The organism is Arcicella aurantiaca (assembly GCF_003148625.1).
GTDB lineage: Bacteria > Bacteroidota > Bacteroidia > Cytophagales > Spirosomataceae > Arcicella > Arcicella aurantiaca.
In genome coordinates, this window is record NZ_QGGO01000001.1 from 284,616 (window position 1) to 305,913 (window position 21,298).

Annotated in this window: 19 protein-coding genes; 12 read left to right on the forward strand and 7 right to left on the reverse strand. The window is 34.2% G+C overall.

All coding sequences use genetic code 11. The annotated features are described in order from the left end of the window. Positions 1-180: 180 nt before the first annotated feature. Positions 181-1,989: a gamma-glutamyltransferase gene (gene ggt / locus LV89_RS01190; RefSeq protein ID WP_109741024.1), complete on the forward strand. Its 1,809-nt coding sequence runs from the start codon at positions 181-183 to the stop codon at positions 1,987-1,989. A gap of 80 nt (positions 1,990-2,069) precedes the next feature. On the opposite strand, the gene LV89_RS01195 is transcribed toward ggt, so the two are convergent. Further along, positions 2,070-2,576 (reverse strand): GNAT family N-acetyltransferase, encoded by a 507-nt coding sequence (locus LV89_RS01195; protein ID WP_109741025.1) that lies wholly within the window; start codon positions 2,574-2,576, stop codon positions 2,070-2,072. 80 nt (positions 2,577-2,656) lie between these two features. After that, positions 2,657-3,859, reverse strand: coding sequence for a peptidase associated/transthyretin-like domain-containing protein (locus tag LV89_RS01200; RefSeq protein ID WP_146199044.1), 1,203 nt, complete (start codon positions 3,857-3,859; stop codon positions 2,657-2,659). A 355-nt stretch (positions 3,860-4,214) separates the two neighbouring features. Between LV89_RS01200 and LV89_RS01205 the strand changes: the two genes are divergently transcribed. After that, the gene (locus tag LV89_RS01205) at positions 4,215-4,817 is read left to right on the forward strand and encodes a hypothetical protein (RefSeq protein WP_109741027.1); all 603 of its coding nucleotides are present in this window, start codon (positions 4,215-4,217) and stop codon (positions 4,815-4,817) included. 84 nt (positions 4,818-4,901) lie between these two features. On the opposite strand, the gene LV89_RS01210 is transcribed toward LV89_RS01205, so the two are convergent. After that, on the reverse strand, positions 4,902-6,251 hold the full coding sequence (locus LV89_RS01210; protein WP_109741028.1) for a POT family MFS transporter: 1,350 nt from the start codon (positions 6,249-6,251) through the stop codon (positions 4,902-4,904). A 367-nt stretch (positions 6,252-6,618) separates the two neighbouring features. Between LV89_RS01210 and LV89_RS01215 the strand changes: the two genes are divergently transcribed. From LV89_RS01215 to lepB, 5 genes are all read left to right on the forward strand, one after another. Continuing rightward, a complete protein-coding gene (locus tag LV89_RS01215; protein ID WP_109741116.1) occupies positions 6,619-7,398 on the forward strand; it encodes a ParA family protein in 780 nt (259 codons plus the stop codon). 134 nt (positions 7,399-7,532) lie between these two features. Beyond that, positions 7,533-8,474 (forward strand): ParB/RepB/Spo0J family partition protein, encoded by a 942-nt coding sequence (locus LV89_RS01220; protein WP_109741029.1) that lies wholly within the window; start codon positions 7,533-7,535, stop codon positions 8,472-8,474. A gap of 153 nt (positions 8,475-8,627) precedes the next feature. After that, the gene (locus LV89_RS01225; protein ID WP_109741030.1) at positions 8,628-9,251 is read left to right on the forward strand and encodes a DUF5683 domain-containing protein; all 624 of its coding nucleotides are present in this window, start codon (positions 8,628-8,630) and stop codon (positions 9,249-9,251) included. 174 nt (positions 9,252-9,425) lie between these two features. Further along, positions 9,426-10,145 (forward strand): 4-hydroxy-tetrahydrodipicolinate reductase, encoded by a 720-nt coding sequence (dapB, locus tag LV89_RS01230; RefSeq protein ID WP_109741031.1) that lies wholly within the window; start codon positions 9,426-9,428, stop codon positions 10,143-10,145. A 150-nt stretch (positions 10,146-10,295) separates the two neighbouring features. Further along, positions 10,296-11,468 (forward strand): signal peptidase I, encoded by a 1,173-nt coding sequence (gene lepB / locus LV89_RS01235; RefSeq protein WP_109741032.1) that lies wholly within the window; start codon positions 10,296-10,298, stop codon positions 11,466-11,468. A 109-nt stretch (positions 11,469-11,577) separates the two neighbouring features. Here lepB and LV89_RS01240 read toward each other — a convergent pair whose 3' ends face one another. Next, positions 11,578-12,753, reverse strand: a complete 1,176-nt coding sequence (locus tag LV89_RS01240) for a class I SAM-dependent rRNA methyltransferase (protein ID WP_109741033.1) — start codon at positions 12,751-12,753, stop codon at positions 11,578-11,580. A gap of 175 nt (positions 12,754-12,928) precedes the next feature. After that, positions 12,929-13,963 (reverse strand): zinc dependent phospholipase C family protein, encoded by a 1,035-nt coding sequence (locus tag LV89_RS01245; protein WP_109741034.1) that lies wholly within the window; start codon positions 13,961-13,963, stop codon positions 12,929-12,931. Positions 13,964-14,222: 259 nt separating this feature from the next. On the opposite strand from LV89_RS01245, the gene rpsT reads away from it, so the two are divergent. From rpsT to LV89_RS01260, 3 genes are all read left to right on the forward strand, one after another. Then, positions 14,223-14,477, forward strand: coding sequence for a 30S ribosomal protein S20 (gene rpsT, locus LV89_RS01250; protein ID WP_109741035.1), 255 nt, complete (start codon positions 14,223-14,225; stop codon positions 14,475-14,477). Positions 14,478-14,585: 108 nt separating this feature from the next. Then, the gene (gene radC / locus LV89_RS01255; protein ID WP_109741036.1) at positions 14,586-15,287 is read left to right on the forward strand and encodes a RadC family protein; all 702 of its coding nucleotides are present in this window, start codon (positions 14,586-14,588) and stop codon (positions 15,285-15,287) included. 207 nt (positions 15,288-15,494) lie between these two features. After that, positions 15,495-16,160, forward strand: coding sequence for a pseudouridine synthase (locus LV89_RS01260; protein WP_109741037.1), 666 nt, complete (start codon positions 15,495-15,497; stop codon positions 16,158-16,160). A gap of 55 nt (positions 16,161-16,215) precedes the next feature. Here the strand turns inward: LV89_RS01260 and queA are convergent, their stop codons facing one another. After that, positions 16,216-17,268, reverse strand: coding sequence for a tRNA preQ1(34) S-adenosylmethionine ribosyltransferase-isomerase QueA (gene queA, locus LV89_RS01265; RefSeq protein WP_109741117.1), 1,053 nt, complete (start codon positions 17,266-17,268; stop codon positions 16,216-16,218). Between the two features lie 377 nt (positions 17,269-17,645). Here queA and LV89_RS01270 point away from each other — a divergent pair, with 377 nt between their 5' ends. Continuing rightward, the gene (locus LV89_RS01270; protein WP_109741038.1) at positions 17,646-18,722 is read left to right on the forward strand and encodes an aminopeptidase; all 1,077 of its coding nucleotides are present in this window, start codon (positions 17,646-17,648) and stop codon (positions 18,720-18,722) included. Between the two features lie 11 nt (positions 18,723-18,733). Continuing rightward, positions 18,734-19,528 (forward strand): DUF3108 domain-containing protein, encoded by a 795-nt coding sequence (locus LV89_RS01275; protein WP_109741039.1) that lies wholly within the window; start codon positions 18,734-18,736, stop codon positions 19,526-19,528. Positions 19,529-19,660: 132 nt separating this feature from the next. Here the strand turns inward: LV89_RS01275 and LV89_RS01280 are convergent, their stop codons facing one another. Beyond that, positions 19,661-20,971 (reverse strand): cryptochrome/photolyase family protein, encoded by a 1,311-nt coding sequence (locus tag LV89_RS01280; RefSeq protein WP_109741040.1) that lies wholly within the window; start codon positions 20,969-20,971, stop codon positions 19,661-19,663. Between the last annotated feature and the right edge of the window lie 327 nt (positions 20,972-21,298).

The window sequence follows — 21,298 nt, forward strand, 5'->3', positions numbered from 1 at the left end:
TATAGAGGCGTATCACATACGCCCACATCTCGACCTTTTGGGCTTAGGCGATACGCCCCTACGTCATGATGACAATATTTATATTATCAATGAATTTGTTCTTCTTAACTTAATGAGTCTGGATGCTAATTTTGTACAGAACTAATAATTTTCGTATCTTCAAAAGAAAAACTTCATCAAATGAAAATACAAATATCAAAAAATGCTTTACTTTCCGTCGTTGGAACTTGTTTTATTATCGTTTCTTGCAAAACAGTACAACCTACAAGTCAAACAAATTCTTCTCAAAAACCTTCTGAGAATCTTGGTTTTTATCAGTTTTCCAATGAAGACGCTAATGCGTCGCCTTTTGTGGCAAAAAAAGCCTCTGTTTATGGTAAAAACGGCATGATTGCCGCAACACATCCTGCTGCTTCGCAAGTTGGAGTGGATATTTTGAAAATGGGTGGAAATGCCATTGATGCAGCCGTAGCAACACAATTTGCTTTGGCAGTTGTACATCCAGCCGCAGGAAATATCGGAGGCGGAGGCTTTTTGGTTTATCGTGATAAAAAAGGAAAATCATATACATTAGACTATCGTGAAAAAGCACCAGAAAAGGCAAGTCGTGATATGTATTTAGATGAAAATAAGAATGTAAAAGCTGGACAGCCAAGTTGGTACGGACACACAGCAAGCGGTACACCGGGGTCAGTTGATGGCTTAGAACAAGCTCATAAACGTTTTGGAAAATTAACTTGGCAACAAATTTTACAACCCGCTATTGATTTGGCTGAAAATGGGGTAAAATTAACCATGCGTGAAGCCAGAGGATTGAACAGAACAAAAGTTGAGTTTCTCAAATATAATCCAACCAAAAAATATTTCATGAAACCCGACACAACCGACTGGAAGGAAGGTGAGTTGTTGATTCAGAAGGATTTAGCAAAAGCACTCAGACGAATTCAAGAACAAGGAAGAAAGGGCTTTTATGAGGGTGAAACAGCTCAATTACTATTAGCTGAAATGAAACGTGGCGGAGGAATTATCACTCAAAAAGATTTAGATAATTATAAAGCTACTTGGCGTGAACCGATTGTTGAGAATTATAAGAATATGAAAATAATCTCAATGCCACCACCATCAAGCGGAGGTATTGCCTTAGCTCAACTTTTGAAATATGTTGAACCTTATCCTTTACAACGTTGGGGCTGGCATACAGATTCTACCACGCAAGTAATGATTGAAGCTGAACGCCGTGTTTTTGCTGACCGTGCCACATGGTTGGGCGACCCCGATTTTGTGAAAGTGCCTCAAAAAGAATTACTTGAAACAAATTACTTGAAAAAACGTTGGGAAGATTTTCAATTTGACCAAGCAACTGATAGCAAGAAAGTGAAAGCAGGTACAATTGCAGGTTATGAAAGCGTAGAAACTACGCACTCATCTTTTGTGGATAAAGAAGGCAATGCCGTTTCTATTACCACAACTCTAAATAATTCTTATGGAAGTAAAGTTGTGGTTGATGGTGCAGGTTTTTTAATGAACGACGAAATGGATGATTTTTCAATAAAACCCGGTGTGCCAAACTCCTACGGATTGATTGGAAATGAAGCAAATGCTATTGTTCCTAATAAAAGAATGTTGTCGTCGATGACGCCAACAATTGTTGAAGAAAATGGTAAATTGAAAATGGTTTTAGGTACTCCGGGTGGTTCAACCATTATTACATCAGTTTTTCAGGTTTTTCTAAATGTTGCCGAACACGGAATGACAATGCAACAAGCCGTTGATGCTTTGCGTTTTCACCACCAATGGTTGCCCGACCGCACGACTTTTGAAGAAGGAGGATTTACTGAACAAACCTTAAAAAGAATGCGTGAAAAAGGGTATAAGATTGATTCTCAGAAAAATACAATTGGTAGAATGGACTGTATTTTAGTTTTGCCAGACGGTACGTATGAAGGCGGAGCAGATGTCCGTGCAGATGATACTGCGGTGGGGTATTAGGAGTTAAAAGTTAAAAATTAAGAGTTAAAAGTTATGGCGTGAGTTGAGTCACCTTTAAACTTTAACCTTTAACTCTTCCCTTAAACTATTTTATCCAAAACAATAAACTCTAAAGGTTGTTTAGGAATTCCAAAATTAGGGTCATTCATTGGAAAAGGTTTAGTTTCTCCAGTTTTTACATAGCCATGTCTTTCATACCAAGCAATCAATTCTGCACGAATTGAAATGACAGTCATAACAATTTTCTCTATTTGATTTTCAGTAGCAAACACCTCTGCCGCAGCCAAAAATTCCTTTCCGATACCTTTGCCTTGTAAATCAGGAGATACCGTCAACATTCCTAAATAAAGAGAATTCCCTTGCTTTTCAAGCATCATACAGCCCAAAACCTCATTATTTTCAGTGTATTTTAAAATGGTGGTATCGGGCTTATTTATTAGCTCATTGATACCCTCTTCATTTGTTCTTATTCCTCCTAATAAATCAGCTTCAGATGTCCATCCTTTTTTTGAGGATTCTCCTCTGTATGCCGAATTTACTAATTTGTTTAATGCAGTAACATCTTCTAATTGGGCTTTAGTAATCATTTGTTATTGACGATTGGTTTAATTTGTGACTGATTTTTTCATCTTAAAATTAGATGAATGTATTGAATTTTATGTTTCTACTAACGAATTATCTTCTTGAATTCTTCAGTTGGTTTTACGTAATTGAAGTTTCCCCAAAAGCTTTCTTCATACTTTTTTCCACCGCTCGGAAAATTAGTATCTTCCAAAATCTCAGTATCTTTTATCGTTATACCCATCCTTGTATTGGCTTCAGTAGCAGTGAAAGACAAGTGCAAAGAAGCAGGAAATTTAACTTTGTTTTGAGTAATTTCAGCCTCTATTTTAAAGGTAGAATGATGTAAATAATAGTTGTTTAAAGCTGCATGATAAGATTGAGCAATTTTAAACGATTTAACTTTAGCATCTCTATTACCTCCGAAAGAAGAACCACCCATAATATCTTTCAAACCTTCAGCCGTAAATTCGTATTGATAACCTAAAATCCCCATTGTGAGCGTATCAATCTGGATTTTGCCAATTTTTCCACCTTTTACTTTTTTGTCGATAGGAGAGAAGGCAATATTAAAAACGGGCATCCCGTCGTATTCTTCAAGTTCTGATTCTACCTGAAACTTATAATTTTTCAAGTTTTGTTTTTCTAAAAAATCGGGAATTTTAGTTTCAATAGTTCGAGTGACCAAATCTGCCCCGTTACTAAATTCTAAATTTCCCCATTCGTCTTTGCGTTCATTTTTTTCATAGCTTCTGCCTTTCAGTAGTTTTGAAACTTCCCCTAAATTGCCTTTTTCTGGAAATGGATATTTTTCAGTTTTTAAAACTCCCTCAGCTATTTTGACATGAGTAGAATCCCAAAAGAGATTTTCTTGATAAAAACCATACATAAAATAAGGATTGTTATTATAGTTTTTTTCTAATCGAGCAATGGCATAATCAATCGTTTTTCTACCATCAGCAGTCTCAAATGATTTTTTACTAACAGCTTGTAATTCAATAATTAACGAGTCTTTTTTGTCTTTATATTCTGCTAAATTTTTTCTAATGTCTTTGAAATTAATTTTGGTAATCATTAAGCTTCCAGTTGCTTGTAATAAAATAGGATATTTTAAGATAAATTCACCAGCATCATTGGTTACAACGCCAATGCTTGAGGTACTTGCTCCTTTTGCGGGGATGCCTACATATACACCTGCAATGGGTTCTTTGGTATTATTATCAATGATTTTGCCAGAAATAAATGTGAAGTTTTGGGAAAATAATGGTTTTCCCAAGAGCAAAAAAAGAAAAAGAAATAGCTTTCTCACGATGTGTTTAATTTTATGGTGGAATGGTTAGGAAAGAGAATTTTATGAAGCAAGAATGAAGGCTTACACCAACATAAATTATTCTACTTTATCTAACAAAATTAAATATAAAACCTCATCTAACCCGTTTTTTAAGACTAAAACAATATTTTTTGAATAATAACCAAGAATTTTCTTTGCAATTTCAGTTACTATTCAAATATTTACGGTCACAAGTTGAGAAAATTGTATTTATTGCAATTAAAATGAAAATTTTGGAAGGAAAACTACTTTCAATATAATCATGGAGCAATTATATAAAGTACAGTTTGACGGCTTTTTCAAATTTACATAATTATTAAATTTACCAGAAATCATGAAAAAAATCTTTGCATTAGCCATTTTACTTTGTGGCTTATTTGTTGTAAGTCCTTCAGTAAAGGCACAAGATGACACTAAAGCAAAAAAAGAAAAGAAAGAGAAAAAAGAAAAGAAAGCAGATAAAAAAGACGATGCCGACAAAGCTGCTAAGGAAGCTGAGAAAGCCGCTAAAAAAGCAGAAAAAGATGCTAAGAAAAAAGCAAAAGATGATGCCAAAGATGCTAAAGTAGAAAAAGAAGCTAAAGCTGATAAAAAAGAGAAAAAAGAAAAGAAAGCTGACGAACCAAAAGCGGACAAAAAAGAGAAAAAGTCTAAAGAAGAAAAAGACGCTGATAAAGCTGAGAAAAAAGAAAAGAAAGAGAAAGTTGAGAAGGTAGAAAAAGTAGATTCAAAGAAAGTAGCTGATAAAAACCCAACGGTAAAACCTGAGCCTAAAACAGTTAAGAAAGCTGATAAAGCAACTGAAAAAGCTGCTGCTGGTGATGACAAAATTGTTGGAAAAGACGATAAAGGTCGTACAATTTTTGAAGGTCCACGTGGAGGTCGTTACTATATCAACTCAAATGGTAACAAATCTTATATCAAGAAAGATAATTAGTCATTTATCAGAGATAAAAAAGGTAGTCAAATCAATTTGACTACCTTTTTTAATGGGTTAGAATTAACAACCAATCTCAGTTCACTAATCTTCACCAACGTATCTTTTTTCCTTAATGAATTTTGAAACTAAGATGAAGATAATTAATTCAATAGCCATTAATTTTACGAAAAACCAATAATAACTTGCCCCCGTATATTGTGCAAAATAACCACCCTTAGATATACTTTCATTCATTAAAGCTACTAAGAAATTACCCAAAGCAACGGTCAATAAACCAATTGCTCCCATAATACTTTTCATGAATTTTGGTGAATTAGTATAAGCATATTCCAGACAAGTTACCCAAACTAAAATCTCTCCCCATGCTAATATTAAATATCCTAAAATTTGATTCCAAACCGAAGGATGTCCTCCCGCATCTATTTTATCTTGAATTTGAGCAATAATCACAAATGATAATCCTGTTAGGGCTAAACCTACGCCTATTTTACGTAGTGGAGTTACTTTTACGCCTAATTTTTCAAGATTAGGATAAATAACATAAGTAAAAACTGGAAGAAACGAAACTAAAAAAACAGGATTTGCTAATTGAACTTGCCCTGATAAAATAGTATGCCCTTTCCATAACTCTAAATCTAATTTACCAGCTTGGAGAATCCACTCTGAAAGATTTTGGTCCCACATTGCCCAAAATAATGGAATAAAAGCAAATACGAGTAAAACTCTACCTGTTGCTGAAAACCCTTCTTTTAATTTTGCAAAATCAGGTTTAAAACCTGTTGGTGGAACAATAACGTATTTTTTTCTTCCTAACCAAAAAATAAGAGTTGCCAATGCCATTAAAATTCCGGGAACACCAAAGGCAACTGATGCACCATAATTTTTGTATAATTCTGGAATAAAATAATTAGATAAAACAGAACCAGAGTTGATTGCGAAATAAAACCAACCATAAACTTTTGACATTAAATGCTCATTAGATTTGTCAAATTGGTCGCCCACATTGGCAGATACGCATGACTTTATTCCTCCCGCACCAACTGCAATAAGTGTTAAGCCATATCCAAACCATTGTAAATCAGTATCATAAAGAGCTAAAAATAAATGCCCAATGCAATAAATAATAGAAACGTATAAAATCACTTTGTATTTACCGAAAAACCAATCCGCTAATGCAGCACCAATCATTGGAGTAGCGTATGCCAAAGCTACAAAAATATGTACTTGTGCGTTTGATTTTGCTTCGGCAACTGTTTGAAGTGCAGGATTGCCTGTGGGATTAAAGAATTGAGCAACTAAGAATATTGGTAAAATAGCCCTCATGCCATAAAAGCTAAATCGTTCGGCGGCTTCGTTACCAATAATGTACGGAATGGCCGCAGGGTACTTATCGGATTTAATTACTTCTGTTTCAGTGGATGTTGATGACATATAGTTTTATGTTAAGAAATGTAATGATTTAAGAAAAGATTAATTGTAATACATTTTAAAATCATGCTAATTTACATTGAATGAGGCGTTCAAGCAATTCTTGTCATTAGAGAAAGTTCATATTTATGGAGAGAATTTTGTATTATTTAAGGAATTTCTCCCTTTTTATTTATTTAACATTGTCTTAATCTCATTTTATAAAATTATGTTCTTAGCCAATTAAACCTCAATTTTTCAGTAAATTAGCATTAAATACAAACGAAAAAATGATAAAAAAGCCTTTTCGTGAAACATTTTGTGGAACACATCTTTGTAAATATGGATGGAAAGACGGATATTTGAAGTCGAGAATCAGAAAAAACTTAAAATGGGTAAAATAATTGCCATAGCCAACCAAAAAGGCGGTGTAGGAAAAACCACAACTACCATTAATTTAGCGGCAAGTTTGGCTGCATTAGAGTTCAGAACACTCATTGTAGATGCTGACCCGCAAGCCAACTCTACTTCGGGGTTGGGGTATAATCCCAAAGAAATTGAGAATTCGATTTACGAATGTATGGTTGATGGTGTTTTGGCTCAGGATATTATCATTGCCACTGACCTGCCTTATTTACACATCATTCCTTCGCACATTGACTTAGTTGGAGCTGAAATCGAAATGATTAATCTTCGTGACCGTGAGCAAAAAATGAAAGAATCGTTAGAGCCAATTTCTGCGAATTACGATTTTATCATCATCGACTGTTCTCCATCATTAGGTTTAATTACCATTAATGCCCTTACTGCGGCAGACTCAGTGATTATTCCAGTACAATGTGAATATTTTGCTCTTGAAGGTCTCGGAAAATTATTGAACACCGTAAAAATTATCCAGTCTCGTTTGAATACCAATCTTGCGATTGAAGGTATTCTTTTGACTATGTATGATTTACGTGTTCGCCTCTCTAATCAAGTTGTGGCAGAAGTAACAGCTCACTTTCATAACATGGTTTTCAATACTATTATTCCTCGAAATATTCGCCTTTCTGAATCTCCAAGTTTTGGTGTACCTGCCATTGCTCATGATTCTGAAAGTAAAGGAGCAATTAGTTATCTTAATCTCGCTCGTGAGGTTTTGGCAAAAAATGGATACGTTACACAAGAATAGAGGTTAGGTGTTAGGGATTAGGTAGTAGTTATGAGGTATGAGGTATGAGGTATTTTTGTACCTTTTATGTTACACCTTTTATCCAATGCTTAAACCTTATACCTCATACCTTCGACCTCATAACTAAAAAAATAATGAGTAAAGTAGAACTACCAACAATAAAAAAACGTGTGGGCTTGGGTAGAGGCTTGGGTGCTTTACTGCAAGACTCTGACGAGGTGAATAATACTCAACCACGTCAGCCTGTAACACCTTTGGAGCGTCCTTCACGGTTGGAGCAAATCAGTTCAATGAATGAAATTTCGGTTGATTTGATTGAAACAAACCCTTATCAACCACGTACACATTTTGACGAAGAAGCACTTAATGAATTAGCAGACTCAATCAAAGTGCAAGGAATTATTCAGCCAATTACTGTTCGTCAGCTTGGACCAAATAAATTCCAATTGATTTCTGGGGAACGCCGTTTACAAGCATCAAAACGTGCAGGATTGACAAGAGTGCCTGCGTATGTAAGAACTGCCGACGACCAGCAAATGCTTGAAATGGCATTAATCGAAAACATTCAGCGTGAAAATCTGAATGCGATTGAAATTGCATTAAGTTATCAAAGATTGATTACAGAATGTTCATTGAAGCAAGAGGAGTTGGGCGATAGAGTTGGCAAAAACAGAACAACGGTTAATAATTATATTCGCCTTCTGAAATTACCCGATGTTATTCAAGTTGCGTTAAGAGATATGAAAATCTCGATGGGACACGCCAGAGCCATTATCAATATTACCGATAGAGAACAACAATTAGATATTTTCAAGAAGATAATTTCAGATGATTGGTCGGTAAGAAAAGTGGAAGAAGCCGTTAGAGATTTAGCCGATTCCAATTTGGTAAATACCGCTAAAAAGGCAATTGGAGGAGGAATTAAGCAAGAAATAAGAAGTTTACAATTTAGATTACAGGCTTATTTCGGTTCAAAAGTAGTGGTAAAGGCTGATGAAAAAGGAAAAGGGGAAATTAAAATTCCATTTACTTCACAAGAAGAATTAGACAAAATTTTATTAGCGATTAAAGCATAGAAGAATTAAAAGGGTTAGGTTTTAGGGATTAGCTTTCAAAACTAACAACTAAAATCTGACCCTTTTTCTTGATACCGATATTAAAAAATCTTAAATCGTTTTAGTACCAAGAATATAAACGGTAATTTTGCGTTTGATTTTTAAAAATTTTAGATGAAAAAATTATTGTTTTTACTTCTTTTAATGACTTTTTCTGCAAAAGTTTTCTCCCAAAAAATTGTGGTTGATTCTTCAAAAATCACCGTGAAAGATACTTTGGTAAAGAAAATGTCAAAGAAAGATTCTTTAAAGAAATTCTATAAAATTATTCCGAGAGTGTCAACGATTCGCTCGGCAATGGTACCAGGTTGGGGGCAAATTAATAATCGTCAGTATTGGAAATTGCCGTTTATTGCAGGTGCTTTTGGTGTGAATATCTTTTTTATTATCTATAATGACACTCGTTACCATTACTACAAAGGATATTTACAACAAGCAACAAATCAACAAGCGACTGCTTCGACGATTAATGTTCCTTTGTATAATCAGGATTTATCAAGAGATTATAACGTTAACCAATTAAATACAATTGTCTCTGGATATAGACGAAATAGAGATGGTTCATATTTATTGTTAGCAGTAGTTTGGGCAGCAAATATTGTTGATGCCAACGTAACAGCTCACTTGAAAACTTTTGATATGACTGATGATATTTCCTTGAAAATACAACCAACCATTACAAGTCCAGATATGATGTCTCCAGTTTTTGGAGCTAAATTAACATTCGCATTCAAATAAATTTAGTTAAGAGTAAAGAGTAAAGAGTAAAGAGTAAAGAGTAGAGAGTAACGGGGTATGAGTTATGAATTTGCGGAGTGATTTTCCAATAAATTTTACTACTTACCACTTATAACTCATAACTCATAATTCATAATTCATAACTTCTAATTCATAACTACTACCTAAAAAAATATGAACATAGTATTACTTGGCTACGGCAAAATGGGTAAAGTTATTGAAAGAATCGCTCAGAGCCGAGGACATAACATTGTAGCCCGCATAGACGTTGATAATCGTCAAGAATTTGAAAATCTTACCGCTTCAGATGTAGATGCAGTGATTGAATTTAGTCATCCTGCTTCTGCTTATCAAAATGTCAAAACTTGTATTGAGAAAGGTATTCCAGTGGTTTGTGGAACAACAGGCTGGCTTGAGAAAAAACCTGAATTAGAAGCTCTTACTCTTGAAAAAAACAGTGCTTTTTTCTGGTCTTCTAATTACTCAATTGGGGTTAATTTATTCTTTGAATTGAATAAAACCTTAGCACGTTTGATGTCGCCACAGAAACAATATACTGTTTCAACTACCGAAATTCACCATACCGAAAAGAAAGATGCTCCATCTGGAACTGCAATTACCATTGCGGAGGGAATTATCGAAAATTTAGACGGTAAAAATAAATGGATTAGCAACGAACTTTCTAAAGATAATGAAGTTGCAATTTGGTCGGCAAGAGAAGGTAAAGTTCCGGGAACGCACATTGTAAAATACATTTCAGATATTGACCAAATTGAAATTGCTCATATCGCACACGGACGTGAAGGCTTTGCTTTAGGTGCCGTAATAGCCGCAGAATGGATTGTGGGTAAAAAAGGCGTATTTGGCATGAAAGAATTATTGAGTATTGTGTAAACTTTGAATTTGTAGGATTAAAAGATTTGAAGATAATTTCAATAATTGCTTTAATTTTATCAATCATAGTTCAAATGATTTGTAATTATTTCTATCAAATTGCGACTAAACAAATAAGTTAAGAATCATTAGAATTTATTTTAATACAAAATGTCAGAAAAAAAACAACCCGTTCAGAAATCGGCTTTTCGTGAGTGGCTCGATTCAATCGTTTTTGCGGTAGTGGCAGCTACACTTATTCGTTTCTTCTTTTTTGAAGCCTATACAATTCCAACCCCTTCAATGGAAAGCTCTTTGATGGTAGGTGATTTTCTATTTGTGAGTAAGTTACACTACGGAGTGCGTACACCAAAAACGCCTTTGCAAGTACCATTAACTCACCAGAAAATTTGGGGTACAGATTTACCTTCATATTTAACTTGGTTGGATTTGCCAATTAAAAGATTACCGGGTTTTTCAGAAGTGAAACAAGGCGATGCAGTTGTATTTAACGTGCCAAATTACGCACCAGATGGCGATGCTCCCGTTGATTTACGTACTTATTATATCAAACGTTGTATTGGAACACCGGGAAAAACTTTAGAAATTCGTGATACGCAAGTGTACATTGACGGAAAACCAATGGAGAATCCTAAGCGTATGCAACACGAATATTTGATTAAAGTGAAGGAAGCTTTAACAGATGAATTCTTTGATAAATACGATATTTCAAACGGTATTGATGCCACAGGACAGCCTAATTTTAACTGGCAAGAAGTTCAATTGACGGCTCAAGATTCTACCATTGCGGGATTACATGATTACGTTGTGAATACTTACGAAGAAAATATTTCGGAATTTAAGAAATTAAAGACTTTTGTTAGTGCAGAGATTTTGAAATCACCTAAAGGTACTCCAGACGGTGAAGATGGTATGACAAATGAGGCTTCTGCAACACCAATGGCTGGAAAATCGTATGTTTGGAATAAAGATAATTATGGACCACTTTGGATTCCGAAAGAAGGAGTAACTATCAAATTGGACTCACAAAGTGTTGATAAGTATAAGTACATCATTAAATATTATGAAGGAAATAAAAATGTAGTTGTTGAAGGATACAAAATTAGTATTGATGGAAAAACAATTACTTCTTATACTTTCAAACAAGATTATTATTTCATGATGGGAGATAACCGCCATCATTCGGCAGATTCACGTTATTGGGGCTTTGTACCTGCTGACCATGTAGTTGGAAAAGCCGTTTTTGTTTGGATGTCTCTTGACCCTAACAAATCTTTCTTGAGCAAAATCAGATGGAGTCGAATCTTTAGATTTGTGGACTAAGATAGGAGAAATGAAGAAAAGAGAAAAATGTAAAAGGGGTATGGTTTCTGAAACCGTACCCCTTTTACATTTTTCTGTCTCCCGTTTTCTTGTTTCTTTAACTCATGTCTTACTCAACATAAAGTACCAATCCTTTCAAATAACTCCCTTCTGGATGGAAGAAATTAACAGGATGGTCGGCAGGTTGTGTAAGGTGATGCAAAACCCTTGCCTGTCTGCCCGCTTCTAAAGCCGCTGAAACAACTGTATTATAAAACAATTCTCTATCAACTACTTGTGAACAAGAGAACGTAAATAAAATTCCCCCTTTTGCCAAACGTTTAAATCCTTCGGCATTTAATCTTTTATAACCTTGAATAGCGTTATGGCGTGTTGCTACATTTTTGGCATACGCTGGCGGGTCAAGCACAATTAAATCATAAAATTGGTCATTGGCTTTCAAATATTTCATCACGTCTTCTGCATAGGATTCATGATTCAAATCTTGGAAATTATTAGCTTCTACGTTTTGCGTAACCAAATCAATAGCTTTTTGAGAAACATCTACTGAATGAACCAACTCAGCTTCCGCACCCAAAGCATACATTGAAAATCCACCCGAATAGCAGAATGAATTTAAAACTTTTTTGCCCTTTGAGAATTTTGCTAACAAAGCACGGTTATCTCTTTGGTCAAGGAAAAAACCTGTTTTTTGTCCTGTTTCCCAATTTATTAAAAATTTATAACCATTTTCTGAAACCTCATGCGGAACTGTACATTGACCAAATAAATAGCCATTTTTAACACTCTCAGCAAATTGTTTTGGTAAAGTTTCGTGAGATTTATCATAGACTGCCAATAATTTATCGCCAAAAACTTGTTGTAAAGCCTGAGAAATCTTCTCTTTTTCAAGATACATACCAATGCTATGAGCTTGAAAAACGGCAACGCCATTATAAAAATCAATGATAAGTCCAGGACAACCATCGCCTTCACCATGAATTAATCTGAAACAGTTAGTGTCTTGAAAATCAATCAATTGGCGGACATTGTAAGCATTCTGAATTTTCTCAGTCCAGAAATTTACTTCATCTTCAATGGCTTTAAATGAAAATATTTTTACGGCAATACTACCTTCGTGATAATGTCCTGTGGCAAGGTAATTTTTGAACGAATCCAAAACGTCCACCACTTCACCGTCTTTGGGTGAGCCAATAATTTTTGCAATTGCTCCCGAAAATACCCACGGGTGAAAGCGTTTCACAGGATTTTCTTTTCCTGTTTTTAAAATGATTTGTGATTTCATAGTGCAAAGATAATGATTATGGCACGCAGATGACGCAGAGGCCTTGTGGCAACGCTGATTTTAACAGATTTTAAAAGAGAAAATTTGACAATTTACCTTTATAAAATACATGACACAAAATAAAAATCTGCGAAAATCTGCGTTGCGAAGCATCTGCGTTATCTGCGTGCCATAGTCAATTCTCTTCACGAACTTTAAATAATTTCTGTATCCAAGATTTTTGTTCTTTATCTTCGACTTGTTTTTGTTGTTCAGATAATTTAAAATCCAAAAGTGGAGTTAAATCAGGCTGACCAGCGTCCACCCAAGCCGAAAACCAAAAATCTCCAATCATTTTAATGGCACTTTTCATTTGTCTTTCTACTTGATTATTAAGCGATTGATGATATTTTTTTGAATAATCCTTAGCATACACTTTTATGTTTTGTCCGTTGCGTTCTTCAATACTGTATTTCTTGGATTCTTTAAAATGGGCATTTAATTGTTGTTCAAATACCAAAACAGAATCCAAAGCTAAATTGGCATTTCTGACCGCTTGCCAAGACCTTTTTCCAATAAAACGTTCATATTCGGCTGTTCCTACAAAGAAATCATAATCATCGGAATATAATTCAGGTAAACGTGATTCCCAGAAACCATGAATCCCTATCTGGTTGGTTTTCTGACCATTATAATTAGAAGTTGTGTGTAAAGGAACGTTTGCATCAGCAATATAATGACCTATTTCCGCCGAAAGTCTTAAAATTCGTTGAGCATCTTTTTCTTGAAAAGCCTTCGTTAACTGAAATTTCATCAGTTGGATATGCCAAGGAACAATACCATGTTTTAAAAGAGAATCTTCGGTAAATTTTTCAACCGCATATTGCCAATAAATGGGAAGTTTATAAGTTGCACTATCTCCGTAAGCATCTAAATCTATAAAATGGCGTGGAGCTTCATCTTTGACTGCATAACGCCTTTGGTCGGGAGCAACGGAATGTTCCATCAAATACCGAATATGTGCTTTGTAGAAAGGCATCATGTCGTATGGAAGCGTAAAAATGGCTAAGCGATTGATACGTTGATGGGCGAAAAATCCCCATGTTATATTCTGAACAGGAGGTTTTTTACAAGAAAATCGAATACTTTTGCTTGAATTGCTAAGTGCAAAAATGGGAAGAGTAGCAACAAAAAGTAATATTAGGCACGAATAGTAGCATGTTTTTTGCATAAAATTTGAATTTGTAGTTTTGGTAACTGTACTTTGAAATGTGAGAACAAATGCTTGTTTGTTTGTGTCAAGTGGTTGATAGTGAGGTTTTTATGTAAAAATAGCTCTTTTTTTTTCTAAATGTAAAAGTTAATATTTAAGTTAATACTATCAATGTACTAATTTATTACTTTTTGCAATTTGTGATTTAATAAAAAAGCCGTACCTTTGCACTTCAAAATTAGAAAACAGAAAACCAATATTTATTCGGGAAATAAACATGGCAAATCACAAATCAGCATTAAAGAGAGTCAGAGCTAACGAAGCAAAAAGATTACGTAACCGTTATCAGCATAAAACTACCCGTTCGATGGTAAGAAAATTGCGTGATACAGATGATAAAGTAACTGCAACTGACCTTTACAAAAAAGTTTCTTCTGCTTTAGATAAATTAGCTAAAAGAAACATTATTCACAAAAATAAAGCTTCTAACTTGAAATCAAAGTTAGCTAAGTTAGTGAATAAAATAGCTTAATATGGCTTAAAGATATTGTTTGAAAAGACCTTGCTGAAAAGTAAGGTCTTTTTGTTTTACACTAAATTGACCTATATTTATCAAGAAAATACACTTTAAAAAATAAAAATGAATCTCTACGAAAACAATCACCTAAATATTAAGTCTTGGGCAGAAGAAGACCGCCCAAGAGAAAAACTTCTATTAAAAGGAAAATCAGCGTTGTCTGATGCGGAACTTTTGGGAATTCTCATTGGGACAGGTATCCAGAATATGACCGCAGTAGATTTGGCAAAATTGATACTACAAAGTGTTAATTATGATTTGAATCAATTAGCTCGTTTAACGGTCAAAGACCTCTCTAAGTTCAAGGGAATTGGCGAAGCTAAAGCAATTACGATTGTCAGTGCTTTGGAGGTTGGACGAAGGCGTAAAGACTCAGAAGCTCCCAAACGCCCACAAATTACCTGCTCCCGTGATGCTTATGAGGTTTTAAAGCCACATTTAATGGATTTGCCCCATGAAGAATTTTGGATTATTCTCCTCAATAGAGCAAATCATGTTTTGAAATGTGAAAGAATAAGTAGTGGAGGTGTTTCTGGAACGGTTGCTGACCCAAAAATGATTTTTAAGGTTGCTTTGGAAAACCTGTGTAGTGCTATAATTTTGGCACATAATCATCCGTCTGGAAATCTTACGCCAAGTCAGGCAGATAAAGATTTGACAAAAAAACTCAAACAAGCAGGTTCCTATTTAGAAGTGCCTGTTTTAGACCATATAATTTTTACGGATAAAGCATATCTCAGCTTTGCTGATGATGGTCTGTTGTAGAGACGTTGCCTGCAACGTCTAATTTTTACAAAATCTGCAACGTCAGTTTATTTATCAATGGAAAGAAACAAACAGACGTTGCAATACCGTCAATTTATTAATGAAAACCAACAGACGTTGCAATACTGTCAATTTATTAATGGAAACAAACAATAGGTTGCGATAATGAAACCAACAGACGTTGCAGGCAACGTCTCTACCTGAAAAATGACTTTTAGAAAACGACTTCAATATCTTTTGGTAAAACGCTTACGAATTTCGAATAAAAATGCCTTGACTTTAATTAATGAAGGAAAAGTATTGGTAAATAATGCGGAAGTCTTTGAAAATGTTGTGATTAATCCAGAAGATTCTGTTGTGTTTGAAGAACAAATTTTACAGGAAGGAAAGACGTTTCTTTATGTCGCTTTTTATAAACCAAGAGGAATTGAAACGACTTTAAATCTTGAAATTGAGGATAATTTAAAAGCCATTTTACCTTTCAAAGAAGAACTTTTTCCAGTTGGAAGATTAGATAAAGAATCGGAGGGATTATTGGTTTTGACTAATGATGGACGACTTTTTGACAAAACGCTCAGAAGTGAACATCAAACAGAAAAAGAATATTTAGTGATAGTTGATAAAATCATTGATGAAGATTTTGTTCAAAAAATGTCAGCAGGAATTACTATTTTAGGGAAAAAAACTTTGCCTTGTCGAGTTGAAAAAATAGATGATTTTACGTTTAAAATTATTCTCATTCAAGGAATTAATCGGCAAATAAGAAGAATGTGCTATAAGTTAGACTATGGAGTTTTGAAATTAGTCAGAGTAAGAATAGGAGAGGTAGAATTGAAAGATTTAGCTCCGAATGGTTTTAGATATTTTAAGTAACACAGACTTTAGTCTGTTGTATTGTTTACAGACTAAAGTCTGTGTTACTTTAAAATTAGATAATCAACATGGCATCTCCATACGTGAAGAATTTATATTTTTCTTTGATTGCTACTTCATAAGCTTCACGAACCAACTCAAAGCCACCAAAAGCTGAAGTCATCATAATTAATACAGACTCAGGTAAGTGGAAGTTTGTTAATAAAGCATTAGGAATTCTAAAATCGTAAGGAGGGAAGATAAATTTATCAGTCCAACCTTCAATTGGTTTTAAGTGACCGTCAGCAGAAACAGACGATTCTAATGCTCTCATTGACGTTGTTCCGATGGCACAAATTCTTTTCTTAGCATCAATTCCTGCATTTACAACATCACAAGTTTCTTGCGTGATATTGAAATTCTCAGAATCAGTTTTATGTTTTGTCAAATCTTCAACATCAACTTGACGGAACGTGCCTAAACCAACGTGAAGTGTTAATGGAGTGAAATTAATTCCTTTCAACTCTAAACGTTTCATGATGATTTTAGAGAAGTGCATACCCGCTGTTGGAGCAGCAACTGCACCTACTTTATCAGCATAAATCGTTTGAAAACGCTCTTCATCAGAAGGTTCAACGTTACGTTTGAAACGGATTTCGTCTGGAAGTGGTGTTTCGCCTAACAAATGGATTTGCTTCATTAAAGCATCGTGGTCGCCATCGTATAAGAAACGAATTGTACGTCCACGAGAAGTAGTATTATCAATTACTTCGGCTACTAAATCACTATCACCAAAGTACAATTTGTTACCAACACGGATTTTACGAGCAGGGTCAACTAAAACATCCCAAAGACGGTGTTCACGATTTAATTCACGTAGTAAAAAAACTTCAATTTTTGCTCCTGTTTTTTCTTTTTGACCAAATAAACGAGCAGGGAAAACTTTAGTATCATTCGTTACCATTACATCGCCATCATCAAAATAATCCAAAATATCCGTAAACATTCGGTGTTCGATGGTTTGTGTTTTACGATTTACAACCATCATACGTGATTCACCTCTATTTTCTGTTGGGTAAAGTGATATAAGATTGTTGGGTAGATCGAATCTAAATTCAGAGAGTTTCATTCTAATAATGTTTGCGGTTTTTTCGCTTGGAATCATCTGTCTGTTGGTTTTGTAATGTTTGGGATAAATAAAAGGATATGGTTTAGTTGATTTTCACAGTTGGAAAATCTTGATTTTATACCAAAGCCTATTGCCCTAAGACTTCCGACCTCAATACGATTCTTGCAAATATACAATTTTAAGATAGGGCTTGTCAATGAAAAGACGAAATAAAAACGGATATTTTTTTAAGGGATATGAAACAAGACCAATTATTTGTATTACTTTTCGAGTTTATCAATTTATTTTCCATCCTCGAAAAAGTTGATAATTGAGTTTGTGAAATTTATTGATATTTTTAAAATTATTCAGAAATTAAGTTGAAAATCCTTTAAAAAATGTTTTTTTATCAACAACAAATTCAAAATAGACGCAAGAAAAAGCGTTTTTTGATAGCATTTTTATTAATCTTAGGATTTATTGTTTGGCAAAGAGATTGGTGTATTTATCTTTATCAACAAGCAAAAGGTGGTTTAGATGTAGCTTTTAATACTCGTCCTTTAGCAGAAGTTTTACAAGACAAAAATGTTCCAGATTCCTTAAAAAAACGAATTTTATATATTCAAGAAATTAGAAAATATGCCATTGATTCGTTGAATTTGCAAGATAATCCTGATGTTTATCAAACACTTTATGACCAGCAAGGCAAGCCATTGGTTCATTTATTAACTGTGGCTGAACGCTATAAAATGGAAGCGAAATTGTTTAGTTTTCCGTTGGTAAGTTTGTTTATTGGAGATTTTACCTATAAAGGCTTTTTTGATTCTACATTGGCGGTGTCGGAAGAAAAACTTTGGAAAAATAAAGGTTATGATACCGAAATGGGACAAGCAGCTGCGTATTCAACATTGGGTTGGTTGCCCGAACCCATTTTGTCGAGTATGTTGTATTATTCAGATGGAAAGTTGGCAAGTTTAATCATTCACGAAATGACTCATGGCACTGTTTATGTAAAGAATGACCATGAAACCAGCGAGAATTTAGCCAATTTTGTAGGAGATTATGGAGCAAAGCGTTTTCTTAAATATAAGTATGGAAGTGAATCTGATATTTATAAAAAGTACGTACAAGGAAGAATTTTTAGAGATAAATTTATTCGGCACCTCAATCGGGGAACGTTAAAATTAGATAGCCTTTACCGAAACTTTAAGCCTAATTATTCGTCAAAGTATAAGGATTCCTTAAAATATGCGTTAATTGAAAAAATTGAACGAAGTAAAGATTCAATTTATGCTCAATTACCTAATCTCCCAAAGTATCAATTTGATAAAAACAATTTGCCCAATAATGCTTATTTCGTAAGTTTCAAGACGTATAATTCAAAGAAAAATGAATTTGAAATAATGTTTAAGGATAAATTTAAAGGTGATTTTGAGGCATTCTTAAAGTACATGAAATCAAAATATAACGAATAGTATAGACCAAAATGAAAAGATTATTTTTTGCAGCTTCTTTTTTGATTGCAGCTTTGAGTTTCAAATCGGCTGAACGTGAGCGTGTTATAGAACAAAGTAGTTTTACAACGGGTGAGCATATTGAATATCGTGTTCACTATGGCTTTGTAAATGCCGCCGAAGCTATCGTTGATGTTGATGATAAATTTCAAAACTCAAATGGTCGTCAATGTTATAAAGTTGACATTGTGGCTCGTACACTTGGTATGACGGATTGGTTTACAAAAGTGCGTGACGTTTGGACTTCATACATTGATTCAGCCTTGATTTTACCTCAGCAGTTTTATCAGAAAAAACAAGAAGGAACGTATAAAAATGAGCAAAAAATCGTTTTTAATCATAACTTAAATACGGCTAAACAGTACGATTTGGACGATGATAATGAGAAAAAAACGTACAAAGTTCCCGATAATATTCAAGATGTAGTGAGTGGCTATTACTTTTTGAGAACGATTGATTTTTCAAAAATGAATGTCGGCGAAAGTGTGCCTGTAACTTTCTTTTTTGAGGGAGAAGTTTATAATATGCGACTAAAATATAGAGGGAAGGAAGTGGTTAAAACCAAATTTGGAAAGATTAATACTTTCAAAATAACGCCTCAATTACCTAAAAATAACTTTTTCCAAGATGAAGAATCTGTAAAATTATGGGTGACTGACGATGCCAATAAAATCCCTGTGCGTGCTGAGGTTGAATTGAAAATTGGCTCTTTAGCTTTGGATATTAAGAAGTTTGGAGGTTTGAGAAATACCATGAAGTTTTATTGAGATTAGGTTTTAGTTGTTGGGTTTTAGAAAGTAAGCTAAAACTCAACAACTAAAAAACATATACTAAAAGGAATCATGCGTAAAAGTAATTTGTCTTCTAACACCTAACACCTAACACCTAACACCTAACACCTATTCAGCTCCTTTTAACGCTTTTTGATAAACTTCCAATACTCGTTTTCTGGCAAAATCATGGTCAACCATTGGTAATGGATAATCAAAACTATTTAATTCGGGAACCCATTTTTTGATGTATTCCAAGTTTTTATCAAATTTCTCAGTTTGTAATCTTGGATTAAAAACTCTAAAATATGGAGCTGCATCACAACCACTGCCAGATGCCCACTGCCAACCTCCGTTATTAGCAGAAAGGTCAAAATCTAAGAGTTTTTGGGCAAAATAAGCCTCTCCCCAACGCCAATCAATTAATAAATGTTTCGTTAGAAAACTCGCAACAATCATACGCACACGATTGTGCATAAAACCCGTTGTATTTAATTCTCGCATTCCTGCATCAACAATTGGATAACCCGTTTTGCCCTCACACCATTTCTTAAATTCGTCTTCGTTATTTCTCCATTGAATTTTATCATATTCTCGTCTGAAAGAAACGCCTTGTCCGACGTGCGGAAAATGGTGTAAAATATTGAAATAAAAATCTCTCCAAATCAATTCATTCAGCCAAGTTTCGGATAATTTTTGAGCTGTTCTTGCTAATTCTCGGATACTGACCGTACCAAAACGCAAATGAACAGATAATTTTGAAGTGCCTTCAATGGCAGGAAAATCTCTTTTTTCTGCATAGTTTTTTACAATATTATCTCTAACCTCTTTTTTGGGAAAAACCGTTGCGGTTGATTGAAAACCCATTTCTGCAAGACTTGGAATATCCATTTTTTCGGTTTTCAAGAAGTTATTAAAATACTTTTCATTCGGATATGATTTTAGATAAAAAGTATTCACTTTCTCTTTCCATTTTCTACTGTAAGGTGTAAAAACCGTGTAAGGCGTTCCTGCACCAGATAAAACCTCATTTTTTTCAAAAATCGCTTGGTCTTTAAAAGTGTAGAAATCGGCTGCTTCGGTCATAGCATATTCTTTGACGGCTTCGTCTCTTATTTGAGCGTAAGGTTCGTAGTCATGGTTTGTATAAATTGCTGAAACATTGTATTCATTCAATAATGCAGGAAAAACTTCTTCTGGAGTTCCGTATTTCACCAATATTGTTGAGCCTAATGCTTGTAATTGCTCTTGAATTTCGGTTATGGCATTGTGAATAAACTGTATTCGTTTATCTTTTTTATCTTCTAATTTATCTAAAATATTTCTATCAAAAATGAAAATGGGTAATACGGGATTCCCAGATTTGAGGGCATGATATAGACCAGCATTATCATGTAAGCGTAAATCTCGGCGAAACCAAAAAATTGATATTTGTGACATATAAAGTAGGGGTTGGGATTTAGGGGTTAGGTATTAGTATTGTAACTCGATATTAATCAAGCTAATGTAAGGTATTGAATAATAAAAGGAGTACTTACAAATTTCAACTGTCAAAATAGAGAATTGTTTTGGAATGAAGCTATTAATCTATGTCATTTATACAAATTTTATGTATCTATCTTTCTCCCAATATTTTACCGTTCAATAAATCCGCTTTGTTTATTCTTAGAAAATCTATTTCTTGCATTCTTTTAAAACAAATCGGAATTATCTACCATTTGGCGGACTCTTTTAAGGTTACACTTCTCCGAAGTGGGTACGAGAATT

Excerpts from the sequence above, each read along its gene's own strand:
- LV89_RS01270 (WP_109741038.1), top strand. The coding sequence starts at position 17,646 with ATGTTTTTTTATCAACAACAAATTCAAAATAGACGCAAGAAAAAGCGT.
- LV89_RS01215 (WP_109741116.1), top strand. The coding sequence starts at position 6,619 with ATGGGTAAAATAATTGCCATAGCCAACCAAAAAGGCGGTGTAGGAAAA.
- LV89_RS01220 (WP_109741029.1), top strand. The coding sequence starts at position 7,533 with ATGAGTAAAGTAGAACTACCAACAATAAAAAAACGTGTGGGCTTGGGT.
- LV89_RS01280 (WP_109741040.1), bottom strand. The coding sequence starts at position 20,971 with ATGTCACAAATATCAATTTTTTGGTTTCGCCGAGATTTACGCTTACAT.
- LV89_RS01205 (WP_109741027.1), top strand. The coding sequence starts at position 4,215 with ATGAAAAAAATCTTTGCATTAGCCATTTTACTTTGTGGCTTATTTGTT.
- LV89_RS01275 (WP_109741039.1), top strand. The coding sequence starts at position 18,734 with ATGAAAAGATTATTTTTTGCAGCTTCTTTTTTGATTGCAGCTTTGAGT.
- LV89_RS01245 (WP_109741034.1), bottom strand. The coding sequence starts at position 13,963 with ATGCAAAAAACATGCTACTATTCGTGCCTAATATTACTTTTTGTTGCT.
- dapB (WP_109741031.1), top strand. The coding sequence starts at position 9,426 with ATGAACATAGTATTACTTGGCTACGGCAAAATGGGTAAAGTTATTGAA.
- LV89_RS01195 (WP_109741025.1), bottom strand. The coding sequence starts at position 2,576 with ATGATTACTAAAGCCCAATTAGAAGATGTTACTGCATTAAACAAATTA.
- LV89_RS01260 (WP_109741037.1), top strand. The coding sequence starts at position 15,495 with ATGACTTTTAGAAAACGACTTCAATATCTTTTGGTAAAACGCTTACGA.
- LV89_RS01240 (WP_109741033.1), bottom strand. The coding sequence starts at position 12,753 with ATGAAATCACAAATCATTTTAAAAACAGGAAAAGAAAATCCTGTGAAA.
- lepB (WP_109741032.1), top strand. The coding sequence starts at position 10,296 with ATGTCAGAAAAAAAACAACCCGTTCAGAAATCGGCTTTTCGTGAGTGG.
- rpsT (WP_109741035.1), top strand. The coding sequence starts at position 14,223 with ATGGCAAATCACAAATCAGCATTAAAGAGAGTCAGAGCTAACGAAGCA.
- ggt (WP_109741024.1), top strand. The coding sequence starts at position 181 with ATGAAAATACAAATATCAAAAAATGCTTTACTTTCCGTCGTTGGAACT.
- LV89_RS01210 (WP_109741028.1), bottom strand. The coding sequence starts at position 6,251 with ATGTCATCAACATCCACTGAAACAGAAGTAATTAAATCCGATAAGTAC.
- radC (WP_109741036.1), top strand. The coding sequence starts at position 14,586 with ATGAATCTCTACGAAAACAATCACCTAAATATTAAGTCTTGGGCAGAA.
- LV89_RS01225 (WP_109741030.1), top strand. The coding sequence starts at position 8,628 with ATGAAAAAATTATTGTTTTTACTTCTTTTAATGACTTTTTCTGCAAAA.
- queA (WP_109741117.1), bottom strand. The coding sequence starts at position 17,268 with ATGAAACTCTCTGAATTTAGATTCGATCTACCCAACAATCTTATATCA.